Source organism: Pseudomonas asiatica (assembly GCF_040214835.1).
In the GTDB taxonomy this organism is placed as follows: Bacteria; Pseudomonadota; Gammaproteobacteria; order Pseudomonadales; family Pseudomonadaceae; genus Aquipseudomonas; species Aquipseudomonas putida_Z.
In genome coordinates this window covers 2,445,648-2,465,366 of the sequence record NZ_CP157874.1, presented here as the reverse complement: position 1 = coordinate 2,465,366, position 19,719 = coordinate 2,445,648, and the positions used below count along the sequence as shown (strand labels likewise).

Genomic DNA, 19,719 nt, shown 5'->3' with positions numbered 1-19,719 from the left:
GCGGGCCCTACTCCATCGAAGGCAATCGTGAATTATCCAGCCCCGAAGAGGTGTTGCATGAACGCTATCGAATTGTTGATCCAGGACCATGAGCTGGTGAAGAAGCTGCTGGAGGAACTGTCCTCCACCACTGAGCGCGCAGTGAAGAAGCGCGCCGAGTTGCTCGAGCGCATCAAGCAGGAGGTGAGCATCCACACCGCTCTGGAAGAAAAAATCCTGTACCCGGCCATCAAGCAGGCCGGCGGCAAGGAAGAAGCGAAGATGTATTACGAAGCCAAGGAAGAGCACCGCACCGTCGACTCGCTGGTGCTGCCGGACCTGCTGCAAACCGAGACCGGTACCGTCGAGTTCACCGGGCGGGTCAAGGTGATGAAGGAACTGTTGGAACACCATATCGAGGAGGAAGAAAGCGAGCTGTTCCCGACCGCCCGCAAGCTGCTGGGCAAGCAGGAACTGGATGAGCTCGGCCAAGCCATGGAAGCGCAGAAGAAACTGCTCAAGGGCGAACAGCGTGCCGCGTGATGGAGGCCTGGATCGACTTTCTTGAATGGCCCGCCATGGTCCTGACGGTACTTGCCGCCTGGTGCATCGGCTCACGGCGCCCAGGCCGGCGCAAGCTGGGTTTCTGCTGCTTCATTGCCAGCAACGTGCTGTGGGCCGCCTGGGGGTGGCAGGCGCAAGCCTGGGCGCTGATCCTCCTCCAGGGCTGCCTGTGCGCCATGAACCTGCGGGGCTGGAAGAAAAACACTGCCGTGGAGTCGGGCTGAAAGCCCGGTTCCATGCCTGAAAGCCCAACGGCGAGGAGCCAGACCATGATCGAACCCGACACACCCGACCCGTACGTGGACGAAGTACCCCACAACCCAGGCGAGCCTGTGCCTGAACAGGAACAGGAACAGGAGCAGGAAGCGCCCGACTGGCCCGAAGGCCAGGTGCCGCCAGAGGAGCAGTCCGACGGCTGAGGCTCACCTGACGAGTGGCGTTGCCTGCTTCGCCGGCAATGCCGCTCCCCCAGTCACCAATCCTGCGCAAGGAGGCAAGTGTCTCATGAGTGATCGCATCATCGCCTTGTTCACCGATACCACACTGTTCGGAGTTTCCGTTCTCAATTTTTTGCTGGCACTGACGGTAGCGCTGTTGACATTCCTCGTGGCGCGGGCGGCCATCAGTTTCATGCTGCATCGGGTCAGGCGCTGGTCCGAGCGTGACGGCGCGCTCAGCCAGGTGCTGGCCAAGGTGCTCGCCGGGACCAGCAATTTTCTGCTGTTCCTTGCCTCGCTGCTGGTGGGCCTGAGCATGCTCGACCTGCCCGAGCGCTGGCTGACCCGGGTCGGGAGCCTGTGGTTCGTGGTCGCGGCATTGCAGATCGGGCTGTGGGCCAACCGCGCCATCGGCCTGGGCCTGAGTCGCTACTTCGCCCGGCATCGCACCGACGGCTTGAACCAGGGCAGCGCGCTGGCCACGCTGTCGGCATGGGGCGCGCGGGTGCTGTTGTGGTCAGTGGTGCTGCTGGCGATGCTGTCCAACCTGGGCGTGAACATCACCGCCTTCGTCGCCAGCCTGGGGGTAGGCGGTATCGCCGTTGCACTGGCCGTGCAGAACATCCTCGGCGACCTGTTCGCCTCGCTATCCATCGCCGTCGACAAGCCGTTCGAAGTGGGCGATTTCATCGTCATCGGCCCGCTGGCCGGCACGGTGGAGCACGTGGGGCTGAAGACCACACGCATCCGCAGCCTGGGCGGCGAGCAGATCGTCATGGCCAACGCCAGCATGATCAGCAGCACCATCCAGAACTACAAGCGCCTGCAGGAACGACGGATCGTGTTCGAGTTCGGCCTGTCCTACGACACGCCAACCGAGGCCGTGAAGAAAGCACCCGCCATTGTCGAGGAAGCGATCAAGGCACAGCAGCAGGTGCGCTTCGACCGTGCCCACCTGCGCGGCTTCGGCAAGGAGGCGCTGGAATTCGAGTGCGTGTATATCGTCAAGGACCCCGGCTACAACCTGTACATGGACATCCAGCAAGCGATCAATTTCCACCTGCTCGAGCGCTTCTCGAAGGTGGGTGCAAAATTCGCCGTACCGGTACGCGCGATCAAGGTCACGGCCTTGCCAGAGGAATCGAAGCGCGGGCCTCAAAGTATTCACGTGGGGTAACCCGCACCCATGCATGTCAGCGCTCCAAGCATTCCGTCGCTTTCACGGCACGGCCGTGGGTAATGCAGGCCGAACAGAAGGTGACCAACCCGCAACGGAGTATCGCCATGAAGATCATGAAGCCTCATTCGTTACTGCTCGCGCTGTACCTGGGGGTCAGCGCACCTGTGGTGCTGGCAGCCACCGACATGAACGATCAGCGTGCTCCTGGCACGCAGCCGCATGACAGTGGGCACATGAACGGCCAAGGCGGAGCGACCGGCTCCGGCACGCCTGCGGATGCCATGGGGACGGGCTCTGGCGGCACCGATAGCAATGATACTGACAATACCGGTGGCGATGGCACTACCGACCGATCGGGTAGTGACAGCAATGGATCGGAACGCGGCAACGGGACCGGAGGCTCCGGTGGTTCGGGCTCCAGCGGTAGTTCCGGTAGTTGAAGGTTCGCTCGAACTGCCCTACGGCCGACGACGCGTGCTCAGCTCGATCCAGACTGGTGCATGGTCGCTGGCCTTGGGTTCGTTACGCACCCAGGCATCGACACCAGCCCGCTTCAGGTAAGGCGCGAGCTCGGGGTTGAGCAGCAGGTGGTCGATACGCAACCCGGCGTTGCGGGCCCAGTGGTTGCGGAAATAATCCCAAAAGGTATAGATGCGTTCGTCCGGATACAGATGACGAATGGCATCGACCCAGCCTTGATTCAGCAGTTTCTGGTAGCACGCACGTGATTCGGGCTGCAGCAGCGCGTCCTTCATCCAGGAGCGCGTGTTGTAGATATCCATGTCGGTAGGCACCACATTGAAATCACCCGCCAGCACCGCGGGATGACCACTGTCATGCAGCCCTTTCACATGGGCGATCAGGCTTTCGAACCAGCGGAGCTTGTAATCGAATTTCGGCCCCGGTTGCGGGTTGCCGTTCGGCAGATACAGGCATGCCACCAGCACTCCCTGCACGGCTGCCTCGAGGTAGCGGCTCTGGTTGTCGTCCTCCATGCCAGGCAGGCCACGACGTACTTCCAGCGGTTCGCTGCCCCGCGCCAGAATGGCCACGCCATTCCACGAAGGCTGCCCTTGGTAGAGGCAACCATAACCCGCCGCTTCGAGCGCCTGGCGAGGAAACTGCTGATCCGCCGCCTTGAGTTCCTGCAGGCAGGCGATGTCGGGCTTTTCCCGCTCCAGCCAGGCCAGCAGTGCCGGCAGCCGGCTACGAATGCCGTTGATGTTGAACGTGGCAATCTTCAGCGCTTTCATGCGTCGGGGTCGCTGACGTGGGCCTGCACGGCATCTTCCAGAGCACGCACATGAGCGTCATCGGCCAATGCCTTGAGTGCCAGCCAGTCGTCCCAATCGATGGCGCCATCGTCACGCAGCGCCTCGGCGGTGCGCAGCAGTTCATGGTGGTAGGCATCCGGCGACTCACGGCGGTAACTGATGTCGTCGTACTGGGCGTACCAGGCCTCGAGCTCAGGGATGCTGCGTTCAATGCTCATAAGGGAGCCCTCACGGTGTCCTTTGCATTAAGAGCCTCAACCATGCAGCGACGTTCAAATCCGACGCTGATCGCTACGTTCAATGATCAAGCGGATCGATATCCTGGATCACTGAGCATCGTTTTTCATTGAATCACCGCGCCGTCACCATTAGCTCCACAAGCAACATCTGGAGCGGGTACATGGCCTCCCCCATTTTCAACTCAATGAGACAAGGCGCTGATGCAGCGGACCTTGGCGATAGCGTTTCCATCGTTTCTTGCGCAGCCATCGACGCCCTGGGGCTTGCACCATGAACTGCGGCCCATTCTGGGTGATCGTTTTCTTCGTGCTCATCAACAACGGCTGCTCGCTGCTAGGCTTCGGTGAAGGCTCGGTGGGAGGTGTGGCGCGGAGTATCGAGTCGCGAACGGAAATCACCATCGCCACCACGCTGCAACGAGCGCAAAAAACCAATGCAGGCGGCCTGCCGCCTGACGGCGGGCAACTGCTACCGGCGATATTTCTATTGGTTCGCGCCTGAGCCGTCAGCGGATGGGGAGAACAGCACATAACTCATTGAATCAACGGGGACTCTGTGGGAGCGGCTTTAGCCGCGAACACCGGCGCAGCCGGTGCCATGCACCGCGTTGGATTCTTCGCGGCTAAAGCCGCTCCCACAGGATACGCGCACTGTTTGCGGATTCAGTTCTCTACGCGACAGCGCAGCCCAAAGGACTGGGCGATATCCCACAGAACTGCGCGGGACCTTGTGGGAGCGGGCGCACCCGCGAAGAGGCCGGATCAGGCGACACATCACTTCGGGCCTTTACCAACCGCCAGCCGAACCGCCCGGACGCTGCGCATGAAACGAGCTCGCCGCGAACCAGGTTTCCCGGTTCGCGGCGTAATTGAAGCGTTACTCAGGCAATCAGGTAGGAATGCCAGCCAGTCGCCAGACAGGCGCCGGAACCGGTTCGGCCTGGCTACGGTTGCGTGCCCACTGGGTCAGGGCAGCCATCATGGCAAAGCCAAGCAGGATCAGTACCGGATAAGCCAGCAGCAACTCGGTCAGCGAGTATTTCCAGGCCAGTGGCCGGCCAACGCCCAGCATCGCCGCATACAACCAGGACACACCCGACAGTGCGCCGGAGAACAGTGCGAACATCCGCACGCCAAAATTAAGGTCCAGCAAGTTGCCCGCTTTGAGCAGGGCAGGCAATACATAACGATGCAACAGCATGCCATTGAAGGTCAGCAACATGACAATAATGACCTTCGCTTGAAGTTTCGGATTGGCAAAATAGTTCATACCTTTATCGAGGTAGTCAATTCCAATCACTGCGGCGCCCGAGAGCCACAAGAATATCAGGGCATTGGCCACGGACTTCTGCAAGCTCGTCATATGCTTACTGTCATGCCCGGCCTCTTTATGACCTTTCAACAAGTTCCTGACCATCTCGGCGTCACTGGCGAATACCAGGCCAATGGCAATGCAACAGGCCAGTAAATGAACGTAAATCACCGACAACCGCACCAGCTCCATGGATTCTTTCTGCCCGAACAGGCTAATAATTGTATTAATCTCCACGACGTTTTCTCCACGTAATGCGTTAGCGCTAGATGACCTTGCAATAGGCGTGCGAACGATTTAATCGCAGCGGCAAAGCCAAATTCGAATCGTTAAATGAAAAAGCAGATCATTATTCAATACACACGGTGGCTCACCCGAAGAGCCTCGGTTGGGCATGGCATTGCTCCACTATTCAGGAAAAAAAAAGCCCCATGAGCATCCCTGCGATGCCGATGAGGTTGAACGTCCATAAGTTCTGGGGGAAAGGCGCGAGGTGCAATCACATTGAAGGCACCTGCTGGCAAATAGGAGTCAGCGTCGCCCAAATCGTTCATTTCTCGAGCAAAACGACCGACAGGCGGTACACTAAGTCAAGTTAGTTAGTTTGCTAAGTTGTTGTAATTTGACCGAGTGGAAAGTTTTATCGACAACTGGATCCAAACTTCGCAAGTGACTTTGAATGCTCTATTCCGCAGTTTCGCAGATCTCGTTTTGCCGGTGGCCGTGGCTGAAGTGCCATCAGTCAGGCCAAGACCAGACCCATTCCGATCGCCTCGCACTGCCAGCAGCCCGTCTGTCGCCTTCAGCCTGCCAACACCCTCAAATTTGTCCTGGGTGATGGCAGGCAGCGCAAATACCCTCAATGACTGCCCAATGCCGCAGACGCCACGCGCCCCGGCACCTCCTCATCGATCTGCGCCATGCTCAACCGCGATGTCTCGCGCAGCATGAGCGAACACACCGCAACCAGTGCAAGTGCCCCCGCGCCATACAGCGCCACGCCCAACGGGTCATGGTTGGTGAGGATCAGGATTGCCGTGGCGATGCTCGATGCGGTGCCGCCGCCCAGCGCGGCGCCAATCTGGTAGCTGGCCGAGATACCCGAGTAGCGCATGCTGCGCGGGAACTGCTCGCCGAGGAAGGCCGGAATAGGCCCTTGGGTCGCGCCCATCAACAGGCCGGTCAGGCTGTAGCCGCACAAGGCGATGGCGAAACTCTTCATGCCCACCAGGGAAAAGAACACGAACAGCCCCACGGCCATTGCCACTGCGCCGAAGCACATCACCGTGCGCCGCCCCAAACGGTCCGACAGGTAGCCGAACAACGGCGCAGACAGCACGATGGCGACCGACATCGCCAGGTCGAACATCAACGCCTCGGTGCTGCCAAAGCCCACCTGTGTGGCGTAAGTCAGGAAGAAGGTGCTGCCGATGTAGGCGATGGTGCAGTAACCGAAGGCGATCCCGGTGCACAGCAACAGCTGCCGCGGACGTTGGCGCAGGGCCGCGGCCAACGGTGCATGTTCAGGTTTGGTCACGGGCGTGGTGGCCGCTGCCGGTGCCCTCAGGCGCGCGTACAGGCCGATCAGCACCAAGGTACCGCCCAGCCAGAACGGGATGCGCCAGGCGAAATCGACCAGGTTGTCGTCAAACGCCGCGCTGACGATGGCGAACACCCCAGCCCCGAGGATGCCACCCACGCCAATCCCCATGCTTGTGAAGCTACCCCACAGCCCGCGTCGCCCCGGTGGCGCAGCCTCGATGCCGAACAGCGCGGCACCACCCCACTCCCCGCCAGCCGCAAAGCCCTGGACCAGGCGCAGCAGCACCAGCAGGATCGGCGCGGCCACACCGACGCTGGCATGGCCGGGCAGGCAGCCGATGAGGAAGGTGCTCATGCCCATCAACAGCAAGGTGGCAACCAGTACCTTCTGCCGGCCGATGCGGTCACCGAAGTGGCCGAACACCAGGCCACCCAACGGTCGGGCAAGAAAGCCCGCACCGAAAGCACTGAAGGCCACCAACGTGGCTGTCAAGTGGTCCATCTGCGGGAAGAACACCTGGGGAAACACCAGTGCGGCGGCGGTGCCGTAGATGATGAAGTCATAGAACTCCAGCGCCGTCCCCAGTCCGGAGACGCAGAAGGTTCGCAAGGCGGAACGGGATGACGCAGGGCGGGAATGTTGCGCATGCATTGTTGTTGTTCTCGTTCAGCGGCGCCGCCTTGAGCTGGCGGCACCGGGTTGGCTCAGAAAGTGTCGAAGCCGGCCTTGGCCAGTTGCACAGGCGTGCCGGCCACGTACTGCAGGGCACAGCGTTCGGTGTCGATGCCGACGCTGAGCAAGGTTTCCCAGCGCTCGGTATCGGGCATGGCCATGTCCGGGTGGAAGCAGATCGGCGCCCTGTCGCCCTCGGCGCCGCACATGGCCTCGGCCCGGGCACGCAGGTCAGCGCTGGTCATCTGACCGACCACCTGCTCGAGGTGGCCCAGGCGGCATTGGGTATCGGCACGGTCGGCGACCTGCTCGCCCAGGCCCAGCTCTGGGTCGAGGAAGTGATTGGTGTGCAGCAGCCAGCCGTCTTCCCGTGGCAGGACCAAGGCGGTGCGCGCGGGGCTCAATTCGATGCTGGCCGCGCGCGGGCTGCGGTCCTGGCGGGAGAACACTGTCAGCACGGTGGAGGCACTGACCCGCGCCGAACGGGCAAGCTCGATGGCCTCCTCGACACTGCTGGCCTCCTCCAGCAGACGCCGGGCGATGGCGTGCACCGGCACACCACCACTGTCGTTGTCACTGGCGTGGTGGAGGATATTGAAGTGCAGGCCGAGGCCCGCGCTGTTCACACCAAGCTTGGCGAGCATGCCGAACTCGCAGAACAGCTTGACGTTCATGCCGCGCTCGGTGTGCAGCGCCAGCATCAGGCCATGGGGGCACAGGCTGTCATGCCAATCCCAGGTCTGCAGGGTCCGCGGCGCACGTGCGCCACGGGGTGCATGCACGGTGGTGGAGCATTCGCTGTGGCGGGTTCGGGCCGCCAGTACTTCAGTGCGGGCGTTCAGGCTCGCCAGCTGCCATAGCGGCAGCTCGGCACCGCTGGCCATGCCGGCCACTTCAGCGGCCAGGCCCGGGCTCCAGGCTTCCAGGGCTGCCAAGCTGTTTTCGCCGATGCGCTGCGCCTCACTCAAGGGCACGCCAACCCGCGGGAAAAAGCCCAGGTACAGTGCAGTGGTGGTACGGATCTGCTCGGCGAAGCGCGCGCCAATCTGGTGGCCACGCTCGAGGGGGTTGCGGATGTCGCTGACATGGGTGTGGATCTTCAAGGCGGGGAACTCCTGGTACAGGCCGCGGTGGTCAGGCAAGCACCGCTAGCCTAACGAGGCCTCCCCCAATCGATCATCGCCACAACCCGCACAACTTTTGTGCCCCGATGGAAAAACTCAGCTCCGTGCCAGCGCCTGCGCGCCCTGCCCGTGCAGGTGCTCATGCAGCAAGGCAATGAACGCCTGCACCTTGCGGGTATTGCGCCGGTGCGGCAGATACAGCACGTGCACCCACGGGCCGAACGCGCTCAGCGCCCGCCAGTAGTCGGGCATCACCTCCACCAGCTGCCCGTTGGCCAGGTAGGGGGCGGCACACCAGGTGGGTACGAACTGCAAGCCCTGCCCATCGAGCAGGCAGGCCAGCAGGAAGTCGAAGTTGTCGCTCACCAGTCGAGGGGTGGGCTGACGCACACGCAGCGTCTGGCCGCCGTGTTCGATCCACCAGAAGCTGCGGTTGAGCAGCGGGTGGCGCAACAGCAGCCAGTCGTGTTGGGCATAGTTCTCCAGAGTGATCGCCTCGCCTTTTTGGGCCAGGTAGGCAGGGCTGGCGCAAAGGATCACGCGGTTCTCGATCAGCGGCTGGGCGATCAGCTCCGGCTGATCGGTGGGGCCGTCGCGCAGCGACAGGTCGTAGCCGCCATCGATCAGGTCTTCGTTGGCATCGTTGAGGTTGACCTCCAGGCGCACCTGCGGATGCTCGCGCATGAAGCGGCAACACACCTGGTTGAGAAACGCGGGGCCGAACGACGGTGGCGCGGTAATGCGCAGGGTACCGCGCAGCGCGTGCTGCAACTGCTCCACTTCCTCGGTCACCCGTTGCAGGTGCATCAACGCCTGGCGCGCGCCTTCCAGGTACAAGGTACCGGCCTCGGTCAGCGCCATGCGCCGGGTGGTGCGTTCGAACAGGCGCACGCCCAGTTCGCTCTCCAGGTGCGCAACAGCCTTGGTGATGGCAGACGGCGTCTTGCCCAGTTGCTCGGCCGCACGGCTGAAGCTGCCGTGCTCGGCGGCAGCGACGAAGATGGTCAGGGCCATCATCTTGTCCATGGTTTCTTCCTGTTCGGCACAAACGGTGGGAGTGATGCGAGGGTGGCGAGTATCTGCCCCTCCTATCAAACCCGCAAATGCCGGCGATTTGAATAGGCACGGCAAGGTCCGCTGCTTGCAGCCTGGCAAATACGGGCTCGGGATTCTTTCCTCATCACGAAAAAAGTTGTGCCTGCCCTCGCCTTTATCCGCCCTGGCCCCCTGGCTAGGCTGCGGCGCCATCACGACAAGAACGAGGCACAGCATGAAGCAGCTCCTGAAGATGGCAATCAGCGCCGGCCTGGCCTGCACCTGCATGCCGGGTTTCGCGGCAGTGGACCTGATCCTGCACAACGCCAAGGTCTACACCGCCGAGCCCGGCCAGCCCTTGCAGCAGGCCGTGGCTGTCGAGGGCGAGAAAATCGTCGCGGTAGGTTCCGACCAGGCCGTGCTACGCCTTAGGGCCGAAGGCACCCGGGTCATCGACCTGGGTGGCAAGGTGCTGATGCCGGGCATGCTCGACGCCCACTCGCATGCCATAAAGGGTGGCCTGCAACTGGTGCTGGCCGACCTCGCCGGCGAGCAGGTTGCCCTGGACGAACTGGAACGGCGCCTGCGCCAGTGGCGCAGCGACGGCAAGGCCGTGCGCGGCGAGTTCCTTGTCGTCGGTGGTGTACCGGGCACCTACTGGAATGACATTCCGGCGCTGGAACAGCGCTTCAACCACGGCGAATGGGCCGAGCAACCGATCCTGTTCGCCGCCAACGACATGCACACCGGCTGGGCCAACCAGGCCATGCTCAAGCGCGCCGCAATCGATGCCGACACCATCGCTGCCCTGCCTGCCGAGGCACGCAACACCATCGGCCAACACCCGGACGGAACACCAAACGGTTTCCTCGCCGATGCCAGCTACTACCCGGTGACCGACCTGCTGCCCGCGCTGCCCCATGCCACCCTGCTGAGCGCAGGGCGCATGGCCCTTGACCATTACAAGCAGCTGGGCATCACCGGCTGGATGGACCCGCTGGCCAACGAGCTGCCGGGGGCCGATGTGAACAACCATTCGCTGGGCGTGCTGCCGGTGTACAAGGACCTCTCCGCGCGCGGCGAGCTGACCGCCCACGTCGCCGCCCTGCTGATGGCCGATTCCAGGGCACGCCCCGCCGACCTGGACGAACTGGACAAGGTACGCCGGCAATTTCTCGGCGTGCACAACCTCACCCTGCCAGGCATCAAGGTGTTTGCCGACGGCGTTGCCGAAGCGCCAGCGCAAACGGCGGCGATGCTCGATCCCTACAGCAACTCTGGCAAGCACGGCGAACTGCTGCTGGACCCGAAGCACTTTGGCGAGCTGGTCAGTGCCGCCGACGCCCGTGGCTGGCTGGTGCACGTGCATGCCATCGGCGACCGCGCCGTGCGCGAGGCGCTCAACGGCATCGAGCAGGCACGGCGTGATCGCCACAGCGGCATCCCCCATTCCATCACCCACTTGCAGATGGTCAACCCCACGGAATACGCCCGCTTCAAGCAGCTCGACGTGATTGCAGCAATGCAGCTGTACTGGGCCAGCGCCGACCAATCGAACATGGAGCTGGTCAAGCCGTACGTGAACGCCATGGCCTTCATGCACACCTTCCCGGCCCGTTCGCTGCTCAAGCATGGCGCCACCCTTGCCGGCGCCAGCGACTGGCCGATCACCACACCGGACCCTTGGCAGGCGATCTACCAGGCCATCAGCCGCAAGGGGCCCAAAGGTGTGCTCAACGCTGCTGAAGCCATCGACCGTCAGGTGATGTTCCAGGCTTATACACTCAACGCCGCCCGCACCATGCGCCTGGAGCAGCAGATCGGTTCGCTCAAGGTCGGCAAGCAAGCCGACATGATCGTGGTTGACCGCGACGTGCTCGACGTCGATGCCGAAACGCTGCGCGATACCCAAGTGCTGCAGACCTGGTTTGCCGGGAAGCTGATCTACGCGCGCTGACCTGCGGGCCTCATCGACGCGGTCTATCAGCTCATCCATTCCATCGATTTGACCGCGTCAAATTGCCTCATGTAGCTTGCCGCCCTCTTCGCCGCTGGCCCAAAGGTGCGCGTTACACCTTTGCGCCAGCTGCGCAGCCTACCCGTACTGATCAAGCCCCACCACGGCGTGCCTGCCAGTTGCGTCGCCGTCACTGTGTTCGAGTTTGCGAAATGTCCGTCAATAGCCCCACCCGTATCACCGAGCTCGTCATCGAGAGCGGCGTCAAAAAAGCCCATCTATCCACCCATGCGACACTGGTCCTGGGGTTTCTCGCAGGTGCATTCATTTCGCTGGGGTTTCTCCTGGCTATCCACGTCAGCACCATGATCCCGGTACAGTGGGCCTCGTTCGGCACACTGCTGGGCGCCGCGGTATTTCCCATCGGCCTGATCCTGGTGATCCTGGCCGGTGGCGAACTGCTCACCGGCAACATGATGAGCCTGCCCTTGGCGATGTTCGCCCGGCGTATCGGCCCAGGCGCCGTGGCGCGCAACTGGCTGCTGGTGACCGTCGCCAACCTGTTCGGTGCACTGTTCGTTGCCGGGTGCTTCGGTCACTTGCTGGGCCTGACCGAGGGGGCCTACCTGAACAAGATGTTGGCGGCTGCGACCAGCAAGACCAACGCCGACTTCCTCCACGCCTTCGTGTCCGGAATCGGCTGCAACTGGCTGGTGTGCCTGGCAGTGTGGCTGTCGTATGCCAGCCGTGAAATGAGCGGCAAGATTCTCGGCATCTGGTTCCCGATCATGGCGTTCGTCGCCATCGGTTTCCAGCACGTGGTTGCCAACATGTTCCTGATTCCCGCAGCGATCTTTGCCGGCTACCTGAGCTGGGGGCAGTTGGTGGAGAACCTGGTGGCCGTGTTCCTGGGGAATGCGGTGGGTGGGGCGATCTTCGTGGGGTTGGCGTACTACGTGTCCTACGGTGTGCCTTCGCAGGAAGCGTGCGAGGTGCAGTGAGGCATTGCGCAACCGCGGTGTCTGGCACCGGCTTGGCCGGTGTTCGCGGCTGAAGCCGCTCCCACATCTATGGTCCTCCCAGTTTCTGCAATACTGAATCTGGATGCGTAGTTGGCTTGCCGCAATCTATTCGGCGTCGAAGGGTTAAGGTTCGCGCCTTGATGAAAATCGCGCCTGACGATCCTGATTAGGTAAATCGGCTTTAGAGCCGCGTGGGAGCCCAGGTTTTTCGTCAGGTCGGTTGGCCGTTTACGTCATCTGTTATCCAGCATCGCAAAAACCGTTGGGTGGTGCTTGGTAGCGCAGGGTCAAGCGTTCTGTGCGCTTGGCCCTGCTTCATAAATGCCATGGCTATGTGCGATTGCCCAAGCTATCCGTGCTAACCGGTTCGCCAAGGCACACACAACCACATTCGGGTGATGACGAGTCAGCAACACTCTCACCCAGTCAGCCAATCGCCCAGATTGCTTATCCAGGTGGTTGATGAAGGTATGGCTGCACTGCACCAGTAGCCGTCGCTGATTGCGATCACCGCGTTTGCTGATACCCAGCAAGCGCGGTTTCCCGCCGGTGGTCAGCTGCTTGGGCACCAGGCCTATCGAGGCCGAATAGTCACGTCCTCGTTTGAACTGCTTACCGTCACCTAATTCTGCAGCCAGGGCGCTGGAGGTGATCGGTCCAATACACGGTATGGTCATCAAACGGGTTGCCAGATCATCTCCAGCGACCTGGCTCTCCAGCTCTTTGGTGAGTGCCTTGACCTGTTCGTCGAGGTAGTTGAAGTGCGCATGAAACTGTTCGAAAAGGCGAATGACCGAGCCAGGAGCATGAAGTTTTTCCAAGGTTTCCGGTAACTCTCTGACCGACTTGAAGGTTGGCGCCAGGCTAACGCCCCACTCAAGCAGGAATGCATGGATTCGATTGACCGTCGCTGTGCGGTCCCGAATGAAAGCTTCACGGGTCATGTTGAGCATGCTCAGCGCTTGCTGGGCTTCGCTTTTGATTGCAACAAATCGCATCGCCGAACGACTGGCTGCTTCACCAATGGCTTCGGCGTCGGTGTAGTCGTTCTTGTTACTTTTGACATAAGGTCGTACATGCTGCGCGGCAATCAATTTGGGTTGATGACCACAGCTGGCTGCGAATCGAGCCATGAAATGAGCGCCTCCACAGGCCTCCATGGCCAAGGTGCAGGGTGGTAGTTGAGCGATGTAGGAAAAAACCTTGCTGCGAGAAATCTTGCTACGGAACAGGTACTGACCACGGCTATCCTGGCCGTGGAAATGGAAACAATTTTTGCCTAGATCCAAGCTGGTAAGAGCAAGATTCTGAGTATTCATAACGGCGATCTCCAGTTAGATCCCCCAGTGAAAGCTTAAGCTTTCACTGGGGAGTCCTGGGAGGACCATTTCATTAGGTACAGCGCAAGCCTTGCGCCAGGCGCGGTTCTGCAAGCTGCGCGTATCGCCTACCGTTGCTGACGCAGTCGGGCTGTAGCCTAATGCCGGTCGTTTAGGCAATTGGGGCCGCTTTGCGGCCCTTCGCGGGCTTGCCCGCTCCCACAGGTTTTCATTCGGGCGTACCAGTGCCGATCTAGAAGGGCAACAGGTAGCGCAACGTCAGCTGATTGCCCTCGGACCGGTTCCTTGCACCTTGCTCGACATAGAAGTTGGCGTAGAACGCCTGCTTGCCTCTGCTGTACATCACGCCAGGCCCCAGGGCCAGCACGCGCTCCTTGGACGCTGACTGCCGGTGGCCGTCGATCCGGTCGGCCGATATCTGCCCCAGGTCATAACCGGCAAGGCCCACCCGCCAGGCATCGGAGATTGCGTAGGACACCGAGAAGTTGCTGTGCACCGCCTCGCCGGGCTGGATATCGTCGGCCTGCAAATGCCTGGCCGGGTCTTCGTTGCGGCTCGACCAGGCGTAATGAAGGCGCCCACTGACCTCGAGCCGGTCGGTCAGCTCCCAGGTAAATGCGTAATGCGGGCTGACCACCCACAGGTTGCTGCCGACGTTGATGCTGGCATCACGGTCGTAATCCCCGGTGGGCGCGGTGATTACCAGGTTCAAACGCTGCCAGTACGGGCGCCCGAACAGCTGCACCGGCGCCCATTGCAGGAGCAACGGGCTGAAGATCAGGTCGCCCTGGCGCGTGCGTGAACCGTCCGGGCCGTTGTCGATATCGACTTCCAGGTGCACCAGCGGCAACAGCACTTCCATACCGTAGTTGGCGCCCAGCAGCTTGTGCTCGGTGATGTAGGCCAGGTGCGGCAGCACCGTGGTGCTGTGCACTTTCTGACGCCCCGGCACCGCACTGCCGTGGCTGTCCGTGGCGTCCTGGGCGCGATAGTGCTGGATCGGCAGTTCGAACAGCATGCCTGGCCGTACGACGCCATCCAGGAAGCTGGTGTTGCCCAGCGGCAACGGCGGCAGGCTGACAGCATCGGCCACGACTTCTGCGCTGCCCAGTGCCGTCGCCAGCGACAACAGTGCAGCGGACTTTCTGTAAGGCCTCATCCAGGTCTCCTGTGGGCATTCATGTTTCAACGCCAATCTGGAAACGTTAGTGCTCTCACCCTGCATGCGATAGAGCTGATAGATTGGTCACAGAGTTCCATCTGGTGAACGATCGAACATGGAAGACCTGAACGACCTGTATTACTTCGCCCAAGTCGTCGAGCACGGCGGTTTCGCGCCGGCCGGGCGGGCACTGAACATTCCGAAATCAACACTCAGCCGGCGCGTCCTGCAGCTGGAGGAGCGCCTGGGCGTACGCCTGCTCCAGCGTTCCACCCGACACTTTTCGGTGACCGAGACGGGCCAGGAGTTCTTCCAGCATTGCAGGGCCATGCTGGTGGAAGCGGAAGCGGCCCGATGGGTGGTCGAACGCACCCGCGCCGAGCCCCAGGGCACCGTCCGCATGAGCTGCCCGACAACCCTGCTGCATTACCGGGTTGGCGGGCTGGTCAGTCGATTCATGGCCGAAAACCCGAAAGTGAAGGTGCACCTGGAACCCACCAACCGCCGTGTGGATGTATTGGGCGAAGGCCTCGACCTGGCGCTGCGGGTGCGCTTCCCGCCGCTGGAGGACAGCGACCTGGTCATGCGCACACTGGCCAGGAGCCCACAGCGGCTGGTCGCGAGCCCCTCGCTGGTGGAGCGGCTGGCGCTGCAGCTGCCCGTCGAACCAGAGCACCTGGGTGAGCAGCCGAGCCTGGATTGGGGGCCACCCAGGGACCACATCTGGCAACTTGAAGGGCCCGACGGCGCGCATGCCGAAATCCGCCACACGCCGCGCTACATCACCGATGACATGAGCGCACTGCGGCAGGCGGCGCTTGACGGTGTAGGCATCGTGCAATTGCCGTTCATGGTGGTTGACCAGGACCTGGATAACGGCCGCTTGGTGGAGCTCAACCCGCAATGGGAACCGCGCTGCGGCATCGTCCATGCGGTGTTCCCTTCCCGCCGCGGCCTGTTGCCCTCAGTGCGCAGCCTGATCGACTTTCTGGCCGAACATATCTGGGAATGACCGGCGCTATGCCGGCGCCTGGCCGATGTCAGGCCGGGGCCGCCTTGCGGCCCTTCGCGGGCACGCCCGCTCCCACAAGTACGGCTGCGCTGTCGCGTAGAGAACTGAATTCGCAAGCAGTCCGCGTCACCCTGTGGGAGCGGCTTTAGCCGCGAAGAATCCAACGCGGTGCATGGCACCGGCTACGCCGGTGTTCGCGGCTAAAGCCGCTCCCACAGGGGCCCTGCTAATTCAACGAGTTATGTGCAGTTCTAGGAGAGCTGGCTTGCATGACCAAGCATCATCCCTTCAGCGGGCCTGTGCGTCGTGGCCAACGCACATCACGCAATCAGAACAGGCTGATCGGGTAATCGACGATCAGGCGGTACTCATCGGCACTGGAGTTGCCGCGGGTATTGCCGGGCGCGGTATAGCCATCACCCTCGCGGTGCGTTGCCCAGCGCAGGGTCAACGACAGGTCCTTCGCCGGGCCGGCTGGCACCTGGTACTTGAGGGCAAGGTCACGTTCCCAGTGCTTGGCGTGCTTGCCGTCCGGGTTGTAGATATAGCCATAACCGACGCTTGCTGGGTCGACCCGGGTGAGGTCGGCCTCGCCCCGGGTGTAGGCCGCGATGAACTGCAGCGCAGGCGCCCCCAGCGGCGCCAGGCTGGTTTCGTACTGCAGGCGCCAGGACTTTTCACCGGGGCCGTTGAAATCGGCAAATTGCTGGGAGTTGCTCAGGTAAAGGAAGACACGGTCGTTCTGCGTGATGTAGTCGAACGGCGTTCGGCCGTCGACCTTCTGCAAGCCCAAGGTCAGGGTCTGGCCATAGGCTGTCGCGGAGATACCGGCGCTGTAGGTGTCGTTATCGATGTCACCCAGCTGGCTGCGCCCTTGGTCCCGGGTCTTGAAATAGTGCAGGTAGGGTTTGAGCAGTAGCGCATCATTGACCCGAAACACCTGCGAAACCCCCAGGTAATACTGATTCCAGATGTCTTCCAGCTGGCCGCCATAAACGGTCAGCTGCAGCCCTTGCGGCCGGCCATACACCGCGCCAAGCCAGCCGATATGAGGGCTTTCGCGGTCCGCCGCCACACCCGCGCTGTTGCGCGCGCCATAGGCGGTGACCAGGTGGGAGTGGCCGCTCTGGTTGCGCAGCCGGGTAGATTCCACGAACCCGGCATCCAGCCACAGGTCGTCGATGCCATGGTTCTTCAGGGTGACGCCACGATACGTCTGCGGGAACAGGCGGCTTGTGCCGCTCGCCACCACCGGGTTCTCGACCAATTGGTCGCCGGCCTTCACTAACGTGTCGAGGTACCTCAGCTTGAGCGCCGCGCCGGCACTGGAAAACGTGTCACCCGGCTTGAGCGATGAGTCCAGCGGGAGCAAGCCAGCGCCGCCACTTCCACCGCCGCCATCGAGCTTGATGCCGAGGAAGGCGTGCGCATCCACGCCCAACCCGACAGGCGTATCGGTGAAGCCCGAGCGGAACGAAAACAGAAAACCCTGGGCCCATTCGGTCGGGTCGCGGGGTACCAGGTCAGAGTGGTTATCGCGCTGGAAATAGTAGTTCCTCACCAGCGCATCCAGGCGCGCGCCTTCGACCAGACCGGGCGGGATGCCCAGTTCCACGGCCTGCCGGTCATTGACACCGGTGAAGATGTTGTCCTTCTGGCCCAGGGCGTTGTCAGCCTGGGCAGGCGCCGCAAGCACCAGGCCAAGCCCCAACGGGCAAAGCAGCAGGCGCCGATTCGCGTCGAGGGTCGCCATCGCCGTGCACCTCATGCCCGCCAAGGGATAGTTAGCGCATGTACTCATGTGCTGCTCCTCTAACCGGCAGCCGGCAGGCGCAACGCTGCGCCGCTCTGACATTGAAACTCCCGATTGACGATTGCCTGTGGCCACCCTGCTGCACAGGCTGCAAAGCTTGAATGATAGGTGCACGACGCAACGGACGGTAGGTGATGAAATGCGCCGCAGCGTTCTGCCTGGTGAACGCTGCCGCTCCGTCAAAGGCGCTAAGCCGACCGCTCGAACGCCACCGCAAGAAAGTCGATCAACTCCCGCACCGCTGGCGTCAGCCCCCGCCGCGAAGGAAACAGGGCGATTACCTCGCCCATCCTGGGTACCCAGCTCTCCAGCACGTTCAGCAAACGCCCGGCGGCCAGGTCATCCTTCACCATATCCGCTGGCAGCAGCACCACGCCCACGCCCGCGAGCGCGCCCTGGTACAGCACCGCGATATCGTCGGAGACCAACCGTGGGCGGAAGCGAATGGACGCCACCCCGCCTTCGGGGCCGTCCAGGTCCCAGACGTACTCCTGAACATTCGCCCCCCAGCCAAGGCTGGGCAGTTCAAACAGGTCGGCAGGCTGCAGAGGGCGGTCGTACTGCGCCAGCAAGCCGGGCGAAGCCACCAGGCACTGGCGGCTCTGCGCCAGTTTGCGCATCACCAGCTCGCTGCTTTCCAGCGGTTGATGGCGCACGCTCAGGACCAGGTCGAAGCCCTCGCCGATCACATCGACCCGCCGGTTGTAGCTCTTCACCAGCAACTCCACCGCCGGGCATTGCACCATGAACTGCCCAAGCATCGGCGCCAGGCGTGCATCCAGCAGCGAGGTGCTGCAGGCCAGCCGGACAATGCCGCTGGGCACCGCGCGGCTGCGCTGGATCGCGTCCTCGGCAGCAAATGCCCGATCGACCATCGACATACAGTGATGGTAGTACTCCAGCCCCACTTCGGTGACCGCGAACTGCCGGGTGGAGCGCTGGATCAGGCGCACTCCCAGGCGGTCCTCCAGATTGGCGACTCGCCGGCTCAGCCGCGACTTGGGCAAGCCGAGCGCGCGCCCGGCCGATGCGAAACCGCCACACTCGACCACCTTGGTATACAGGTACAGCTCATTCAAATCGAACATCATGCTCATCGCCCACCCCCAGCTATTCGAGAATGGTCACGGTGGCAGTGGTACCCGCACGCAAGGGTGGCGCATCGGCACTGCGCTCCAGGCGCAGCCGTACCGGGATCCGCTGGGCAAGCTTGACCCAGGTGTAGCTCGGGTTGACGTTGGCCAGCAGGCGGTTGCCCGGCTGGTTCTCGCGGTCGGTAATGGCATAGGCAATGCTCTCTACCGTGCCCTCCAGCACCTCGCCACTCATCAGGGCGATGCGCGCACGGCTGCCCACCTTGATTTTCGGCAACTTGGTTTCCTCGAAATAGCCACTGACGTGGAACGACGAACTGTCGACCAGCGCCAGCAGCGGCATGCCCGGCTGGGCATAGTCGCCCTGGCGGGTCAGCAGGTTGGTCACGTAACCGCTGACCGGGGCGCTGACCCGGGTGCGTTCCAGGTCGAGCCGGGCCTGCTGCAGCGTGGCCTCGGCGAGTTGCACGTTGGCTTGTGCCAGGCCGAGGTTGGACTGTTCGCGCAGCAGGTCGGCCTGGGCCACGGCCACGTCGGTGCCGGCCTTTTCCCATTCTTCGGCAGAGATTGCCAACATCGATTGCAGCTTGCGTCGGCGTTGCTCTTCGCTGCGCCGCTGCTTGAGCTGCGCCTCGTTGGCGACGATGGCGGCCTGCGACTGGCCCAGCGCCGCACGCGCGACTTCGACGGCTCGCACAGCATGCAGCACGGCCAGCTCGTAGCGCGCCGGGTCGATCTGCAGCAGCAGGTCGCCCTGCCTGACGAACTGGTTGTCCTGCACCGGCAGCTCGATGATGCGCCCTGCCACCTCGGCCGACAGGGTCACCACATCGGCCCGCACACGGGCATCACGGGTCCAGGGCGCACGGGTGTAGTAGTCCCAGGCAAACCAGCCCAGCACCACCGCAAGCGCCAGCACTGCCAGGGTCACGGCCTTGGCAAGAACAGGTTTCAACACAG

Annotated in this window: 20 protein-coding genes; 9 read left to right on the top strand and 11 right to left on the bottom strand. The window is 62.4% G+C overall.

What is annotated here, in order from left to right; translation table 11 throughout:
• Nucleotides 1-57 precede the first annotated feature (57 nt).
• The 5 genes from ABNP31_RS11080 (at nucleotide 58) to ABNP31_RS11060 (ending at nucleotide 2,600) form a co-directional block, all read left to right on the top strand.
• Nucleotides 58-522: a hemerythrin domain-containing protein gene (locus ABNP31_RS11080; protein WP_350013318.1), complete on the top strand. Its 465-nt coding sequence runs from the start codon at nucleotides 58-60 to the stop codon at nucleotides 520-522.
• Nucleotides 522-767: a hypothetical protein gene (locus ABNP31_RS11075; RefSeq protein ID WP_025339513.1), complete on the top strand. Its 246-nt coding sequence runs from the start codon at nucleotides 522-524 to the stop codon at nucleotides 765-767. The genes ABNP31_RS11080 and ABNP31_RS11075 overlap by 1 nt, the downstream gene beginning before the upstream one ends.
• 45 nt (nucleotides 768-812) lie before the next feature.
• Nucleotides 813-962 carry a hypothetical protein gene (locus ABNP31_RS11070; protein ID WP_350013317.1) on the top strand — a complete coding sequence of 50 codons (150 nt, stop codon included), beginning with the start codon at nucleotides 813-815 and terminating at the stop codon, nucleotides 960-962.
• An 85-nt stretch (nucleotides 963-1,047) separates the two neighbouring features.
• The gene (locus ABNP31_RS11065) at nucleotides 1,048-2,157 is read left to right on the top strand and encodes a mechanosensitive ion channel family protein (protein ID WP_085663392.1); all 1,110 of its coding nucleotides are present in this window, start codon (nucleotides 1,048-1,050) and stop codon (nucleotides 2,155-2,157) included.
• A 107-nt stretch (nucleotides 2,158-2,264) separates the two neighbouring features.
• Complete coding sequence (locus tag ABNP31_RS11060) at nucleotides 2,265-2,600, top strand: hypothetical protein (RefSeq protein ID WP_025339515.1); 336 nt, start codon at nucleotides 2,265-2,267, stop codon at nucleotides 2,598-2,600.
• Nucleotides 2,601-2,618: 18 nt separating this feature from the next.
• Here ABNP31_RS11060 and xth read toward each other — a convergent pair whose 3' ends face one another.
• Nucleotides 2,619-3,413 carry an exodeoxyribonuclease III gene (gene xth / locus ABNP31_RS11055; RefSeq protein WP_025339516.1) on the bottom strand — a complete coding sequence of 265 codons (795 nt, stop codon included), beginning with the start codon at nucleotides 3,411-3,413 and terminating at the stop codon, nucleotides 2,619-2,621.
• Nucleotides 3,410-3,652 carry a hypothetical protein gene (locus ABNP31_RS11050; RefSeq protein ID WP_003257678.1) on the bottom strand — a complete coding sequence of 81 codons (243 nt, stop codon included), beginning with the start codon at nucleotides 3,650-3,652 and terminating at the stop codon, nucleotides 3,410-3,412. The genes xth and ABNP31_RS11050 overlap by 4 nt, the downstream gene beginning before the upstream one ends.
• Before the next feature lie 292 nt (nucleotides 3,653-3,944).
• Here ABNP31_RS11050 and ABNP31_RS11045 point away from each other — a divergent pair, with 292 nt between their 5' ends.
• Nucleotides 3,945-4,175 carry a hypothetical protein gene (locus ABNP31_RS11045; RefSeq protein WP_085663389.1) on the top strand — a complete coding sequence of 77 codons (231 nt, stop codon included), beginning with the start codon at nucleotides 3,945-3,947 and terminating at the stop codon, nucleotides 4,173-4,175.
• 387 nt (nucleotides 4,176-4,562) lie between these two features.
• Here ABNP31_RS11045 and ABNP31_RS11040 read toward each other — a convergent pair whose 3' ends face one another.
• From ABNP31_RS11040 to ABNP31_RS11025, 4 genes are all read right to left on the bottom strand, one after another.
• The gene (locus tag ABNP31_RS11040; RefSeq protein ID WP_350013414.1) at nucleotides 4,563-5,177 is read right to left on the bottom strand and encodes a hypothetical protein; all 615 of its coding nucleotides are present in this window, start codon (nucleotides 5,175-5,177) and stop codon (nucleotides 4,563-4,565) included.
• 667 nt (nucleotides 5,178-5,844) lie between these two features.
• Nucleotides 5,845-7,179, bottom strand: coding sequence for an MFS transporter (locus ABNP31_RS11035; RefSeq protein WP_085663386.1), 1,335 nt, complete (start codon nucleotides 7,177-7,179; stop codon nucleotides 5,845-5,847).
• Between the two features lie 53 nt (nucleotides 7,180-7,232).
• Nucleotides 7,233-8,303, bottom strand: a complete 1,071-nt coding sequence (locus tag ABNP31_RS11030; protein ID WP_350013413.1) for a C45 family peptidase — start codon at nucleotides 8,301-8,303, stop codon at nucleotides 7,233-7,235.
• Between the two features lie 117 nt (nucleotides 8,304-8,420).
• Nucleotides 8,421-9,350, bottom strand: a complete 930-nt coding sequence (locus ABNP31_RS11025) for a LysR family transcriptional regulator (RefSeq protein ID WP_085663384.1) — start codon at nucleotides 9,348-9,350, stop codon at nucleotides 8,421-8,423.
• Between the two features lie 244 nt (nucleotides 9,351-9,594).
• Between ABNP31_RS11025 and ABNP31_RS11020 the strand changes: the two genes are divergently transcribed.
• Nucleotides 9,595-11,316 carry an amidohydrolase gene (locus ABNP31_RS11020; protein ID WP_350013316.1) on the top strand — a complete coding sequence of 574 codons (1,722 nt, stop codon included), beginning with the start codon at nucleotides 9,595-9,597 and terminating at the stop codon, nucleotides 11,314-11,316.
• Nucleotides 11,317-11,528: 212 nt separating this feature from the next.
• Complete coding sequence (locus ABNP31_RS11015) at nucleotides 11,529-12,317, top strand: formate/nitrite transporter family protein (protein WP_046613854.1); 789 nt, start codon at nucleotides 11,529-11,531, stop codon at nucleotides 12,315-12,317.
• Nucleotides 12,318-12,625: 308 nt separating this feature from the next.
• Here ABNP31_RS11015 and ABNP31_RS11010 read toward each other — a convergent pair whose 3' ends face one another.
• Together ABNP31_RS11010 and ABNP31_RS11005 are read right to left on the bottom strand one after the other, a co-directional pair.
• Nucleotides 12,626-13,657 carry an IS110 family transposase gene (locus tag ABNP31_RS11010; protein WP_085693505.1) on the bottom strand — a complete coding sequence of 344 codons (1,032 nt, stop codon included), beginning with the start codon at nucleotides 13,655-13,657 and terminating at the stop codon, nucleotides 12,626-12,628.
• A 253-nt stretch (nucleotides 13,658-13,910) separates the two neighbouring features.
• A complete protein-coding gene (locus tag ABNP31_RS11005) occupies nucleotides 13,911-14,837 on the bottom strand; it encodes a SphA family protein (RefSeq protein ID WP_238066073.1) in 927 nt (308 codons plus the stop codon).
• 118 nt (nucleotides 14,838-14,955) lie between these two features.
• On the opposite strand from ABNP31_RS11005, the gene ABNP31_RS11000 reads away from it, so the two are divergent.
• A complete protein-coding gene (locus ABNP31_RS11000; RefSeq protein WP_085663380.1) occupies nucleotides 14,956-15,852 on the top strand; it encodes a LysR family transcriptional regulator in 897 nt (298 codons plus the stop codon).
• Between the two features lie 328 nt (nucleotides 15,853-16,180).
• On the opposite strand, the gene ABNP31_RS10995 is transcribed toward ABNP31_RS11000, so the two are convergent.
• The 3 genes from ABNP31_RS10995 to ABNP31_RS10985 form a co-directional block, all read right to left on the bottom strand.
• On the bottom strand, nucleotides 16,181-17,605 hold the full coding sequence (locus ABNP31_RS10995) for an OprD family outer membrane porin (protein WP_350013315.1): 1,425 nt from the start codon (nucleotides 17,603-17,605) through the stop codon (nucleotides 16,181-16,183).
• Nucleotides 17,606-17,853: 248 nt separating this feature from the next.
• Nucleotides 17,854-18,753 carry a LysR substrate-binding domain-containing protein gene (locus tag ABNP31_RS10990; RefSeq protein ID WP_025339543.1) on the bottom strand — a complete coding sequence of 300 codons (900 nt, stop codon included), beginning with the start codon at nucleotides 18,751-18,753 and terminating at the stop codon, nucleotides 17,854-17,856.
• 22 nt (nucleotides 18,754-18,775) lie between these two features.
• Entirely contained in the window at nucleotides 18,776-19,714 is a 939-nt protein-coding gene (locus tag ABNP31_RS10985) for an HlyD family secretion protein (RefSeq protein WP_350013412.1), read from the bottom strand.
• Nucleotides 19,715-19,719: the final 5 nt, after the last annotated feature.

Excerpts from the sequence above, each read along its gene's own strand:
- ABNP31_RS11080 (WP_350013318.1), top strand. The coding sequence starts at position 58 with ATGAACGCTATCGAATTGTTGATCCAGGACCATGAGCTGGTGAAGAAG.
- ABNP31_RS11070 (WP_350013317.1), top strand. The coding sequence starts at position 813 with ATGATCGAACCCGACACACCCGACCCGTACGTGGACGAAGTACCCCAC.
- ABNP31_RS11025 (WP_085663384.1), bottom strand. The coding sequence starts at position 9,350 with ATGGACAAGATGATGGCCCTGACCATCTTCGTCGCTGCCGCCGAGCAC.
- ABNP31_RS11010 (WP_085693505.1), bottom strand. The coding sequence starts at position 13,657 with ATGAATACTCAGAATCTTGCTCTTACCAGCTTGGATCTAGGCAAAAAT.
- ABNP31_RS11065 (WP_085663392.1), top strand. The coding sequence starts at position 1,048 with ATGAGTGATCGCATCATCGCCTTGTTCACCGATACCACACTGTTCGGA.
- ABNP31_RS11000 (WP_085663380.1), top strand. The coding sequence starts at position 14,956 with ATGGAAGACCTGAACGACCTGTATTACTTCGCCCAAGTCGTCGAGCAC.
- ABNP31_RS11040 (WP_350013414.1), bottom strand. The coding sequence starts at position 5,177 with ATGGAGCTGGTGCGGTTGTCGGTGATTTACGTTCATTTACTGGCCTGT.
- ABNP31_RS11020 (WP_350013316.1), top strand. The coding sequence starts at position 9,595 with ATGAAGCAGCTCCTGAAGATGGCAATCAGCGCCGGCCTGGCCTGCACC.
- ABNP31_RS11005 (WP_238066073.1), bottom strand. The coding sequence starts at position 14,837 with ATGAGGCCTTACAGAAAGTCCGCTGCACTGTTGTCGCTGGCGACGGCA.
- ABNP31_RS10995 (WP_350013315.1), bottom strand. The coding sequence starts at position 17,605 with ATGGCGACCCTCGACGCGAATCGGCGCCTGCTGCTTTGCCCGTTGGGG.
- ABNP31_RS11015 (WP_046613854.1), top strand. The coding sequence starts at position 11,529 with ATGTCCGTCAATAGCCCCACCCGTATCACCGAGCTCGTCATCGAGAGC.
- ABNP31_RS11060 (WP_025339515.1), top strand. The coding sequence starts at position 2,265 with ATGAAGATCATGAAGCCTCATTCGTTACTGCTCGCGCTGTACCTGGGG.
- ABNP31_RS11035 (WP_085663386.1), bottom strand. The coding sequence starts at position 7,179 with ATGCATGCGCAACATTCCCGCCCTGCGTCATCCCGTTCCGCCTTGCGA.
- ABNP31_RS11050 (WP_003257678.1), bottom strand. The coding sequence starts at position 3,652 with ATGAGCATTGAACGCAGCATCCCTGAGCTCGAGGCCTGGTACGCCCAG.
- xth (WP_025339516.1), bottom strand. The coding sequence starts at position 3,413 with ATGAAAGCGCTGAAGATTGCCACGTTCAACATCAACGGCATTCGTAGC.
- ABNP31_RS11075 (WP_025339513.1), top strand. The coding sequence starts at position 522 with ATGGAGGCCTGGATCGACTTTCTTGAATGGCCCGCCATGGTCCTGACG.
- ABNP31_RS10990 (WP_025339543.1), bottom strand. The coding sequence starts at position 18,753 with ATGTTCGATTTGAATGAGCTGTACCTGTATACCAAGGTGGTCGAGTGT.
- ABNP31_RS11045 (WP_085663389.1), top strand. The coding sequence starts at position 3,945 with ATGAACTGCGGCCCATTCTGGGTGATCGTTTTCTTCGTGCTCATCAAC.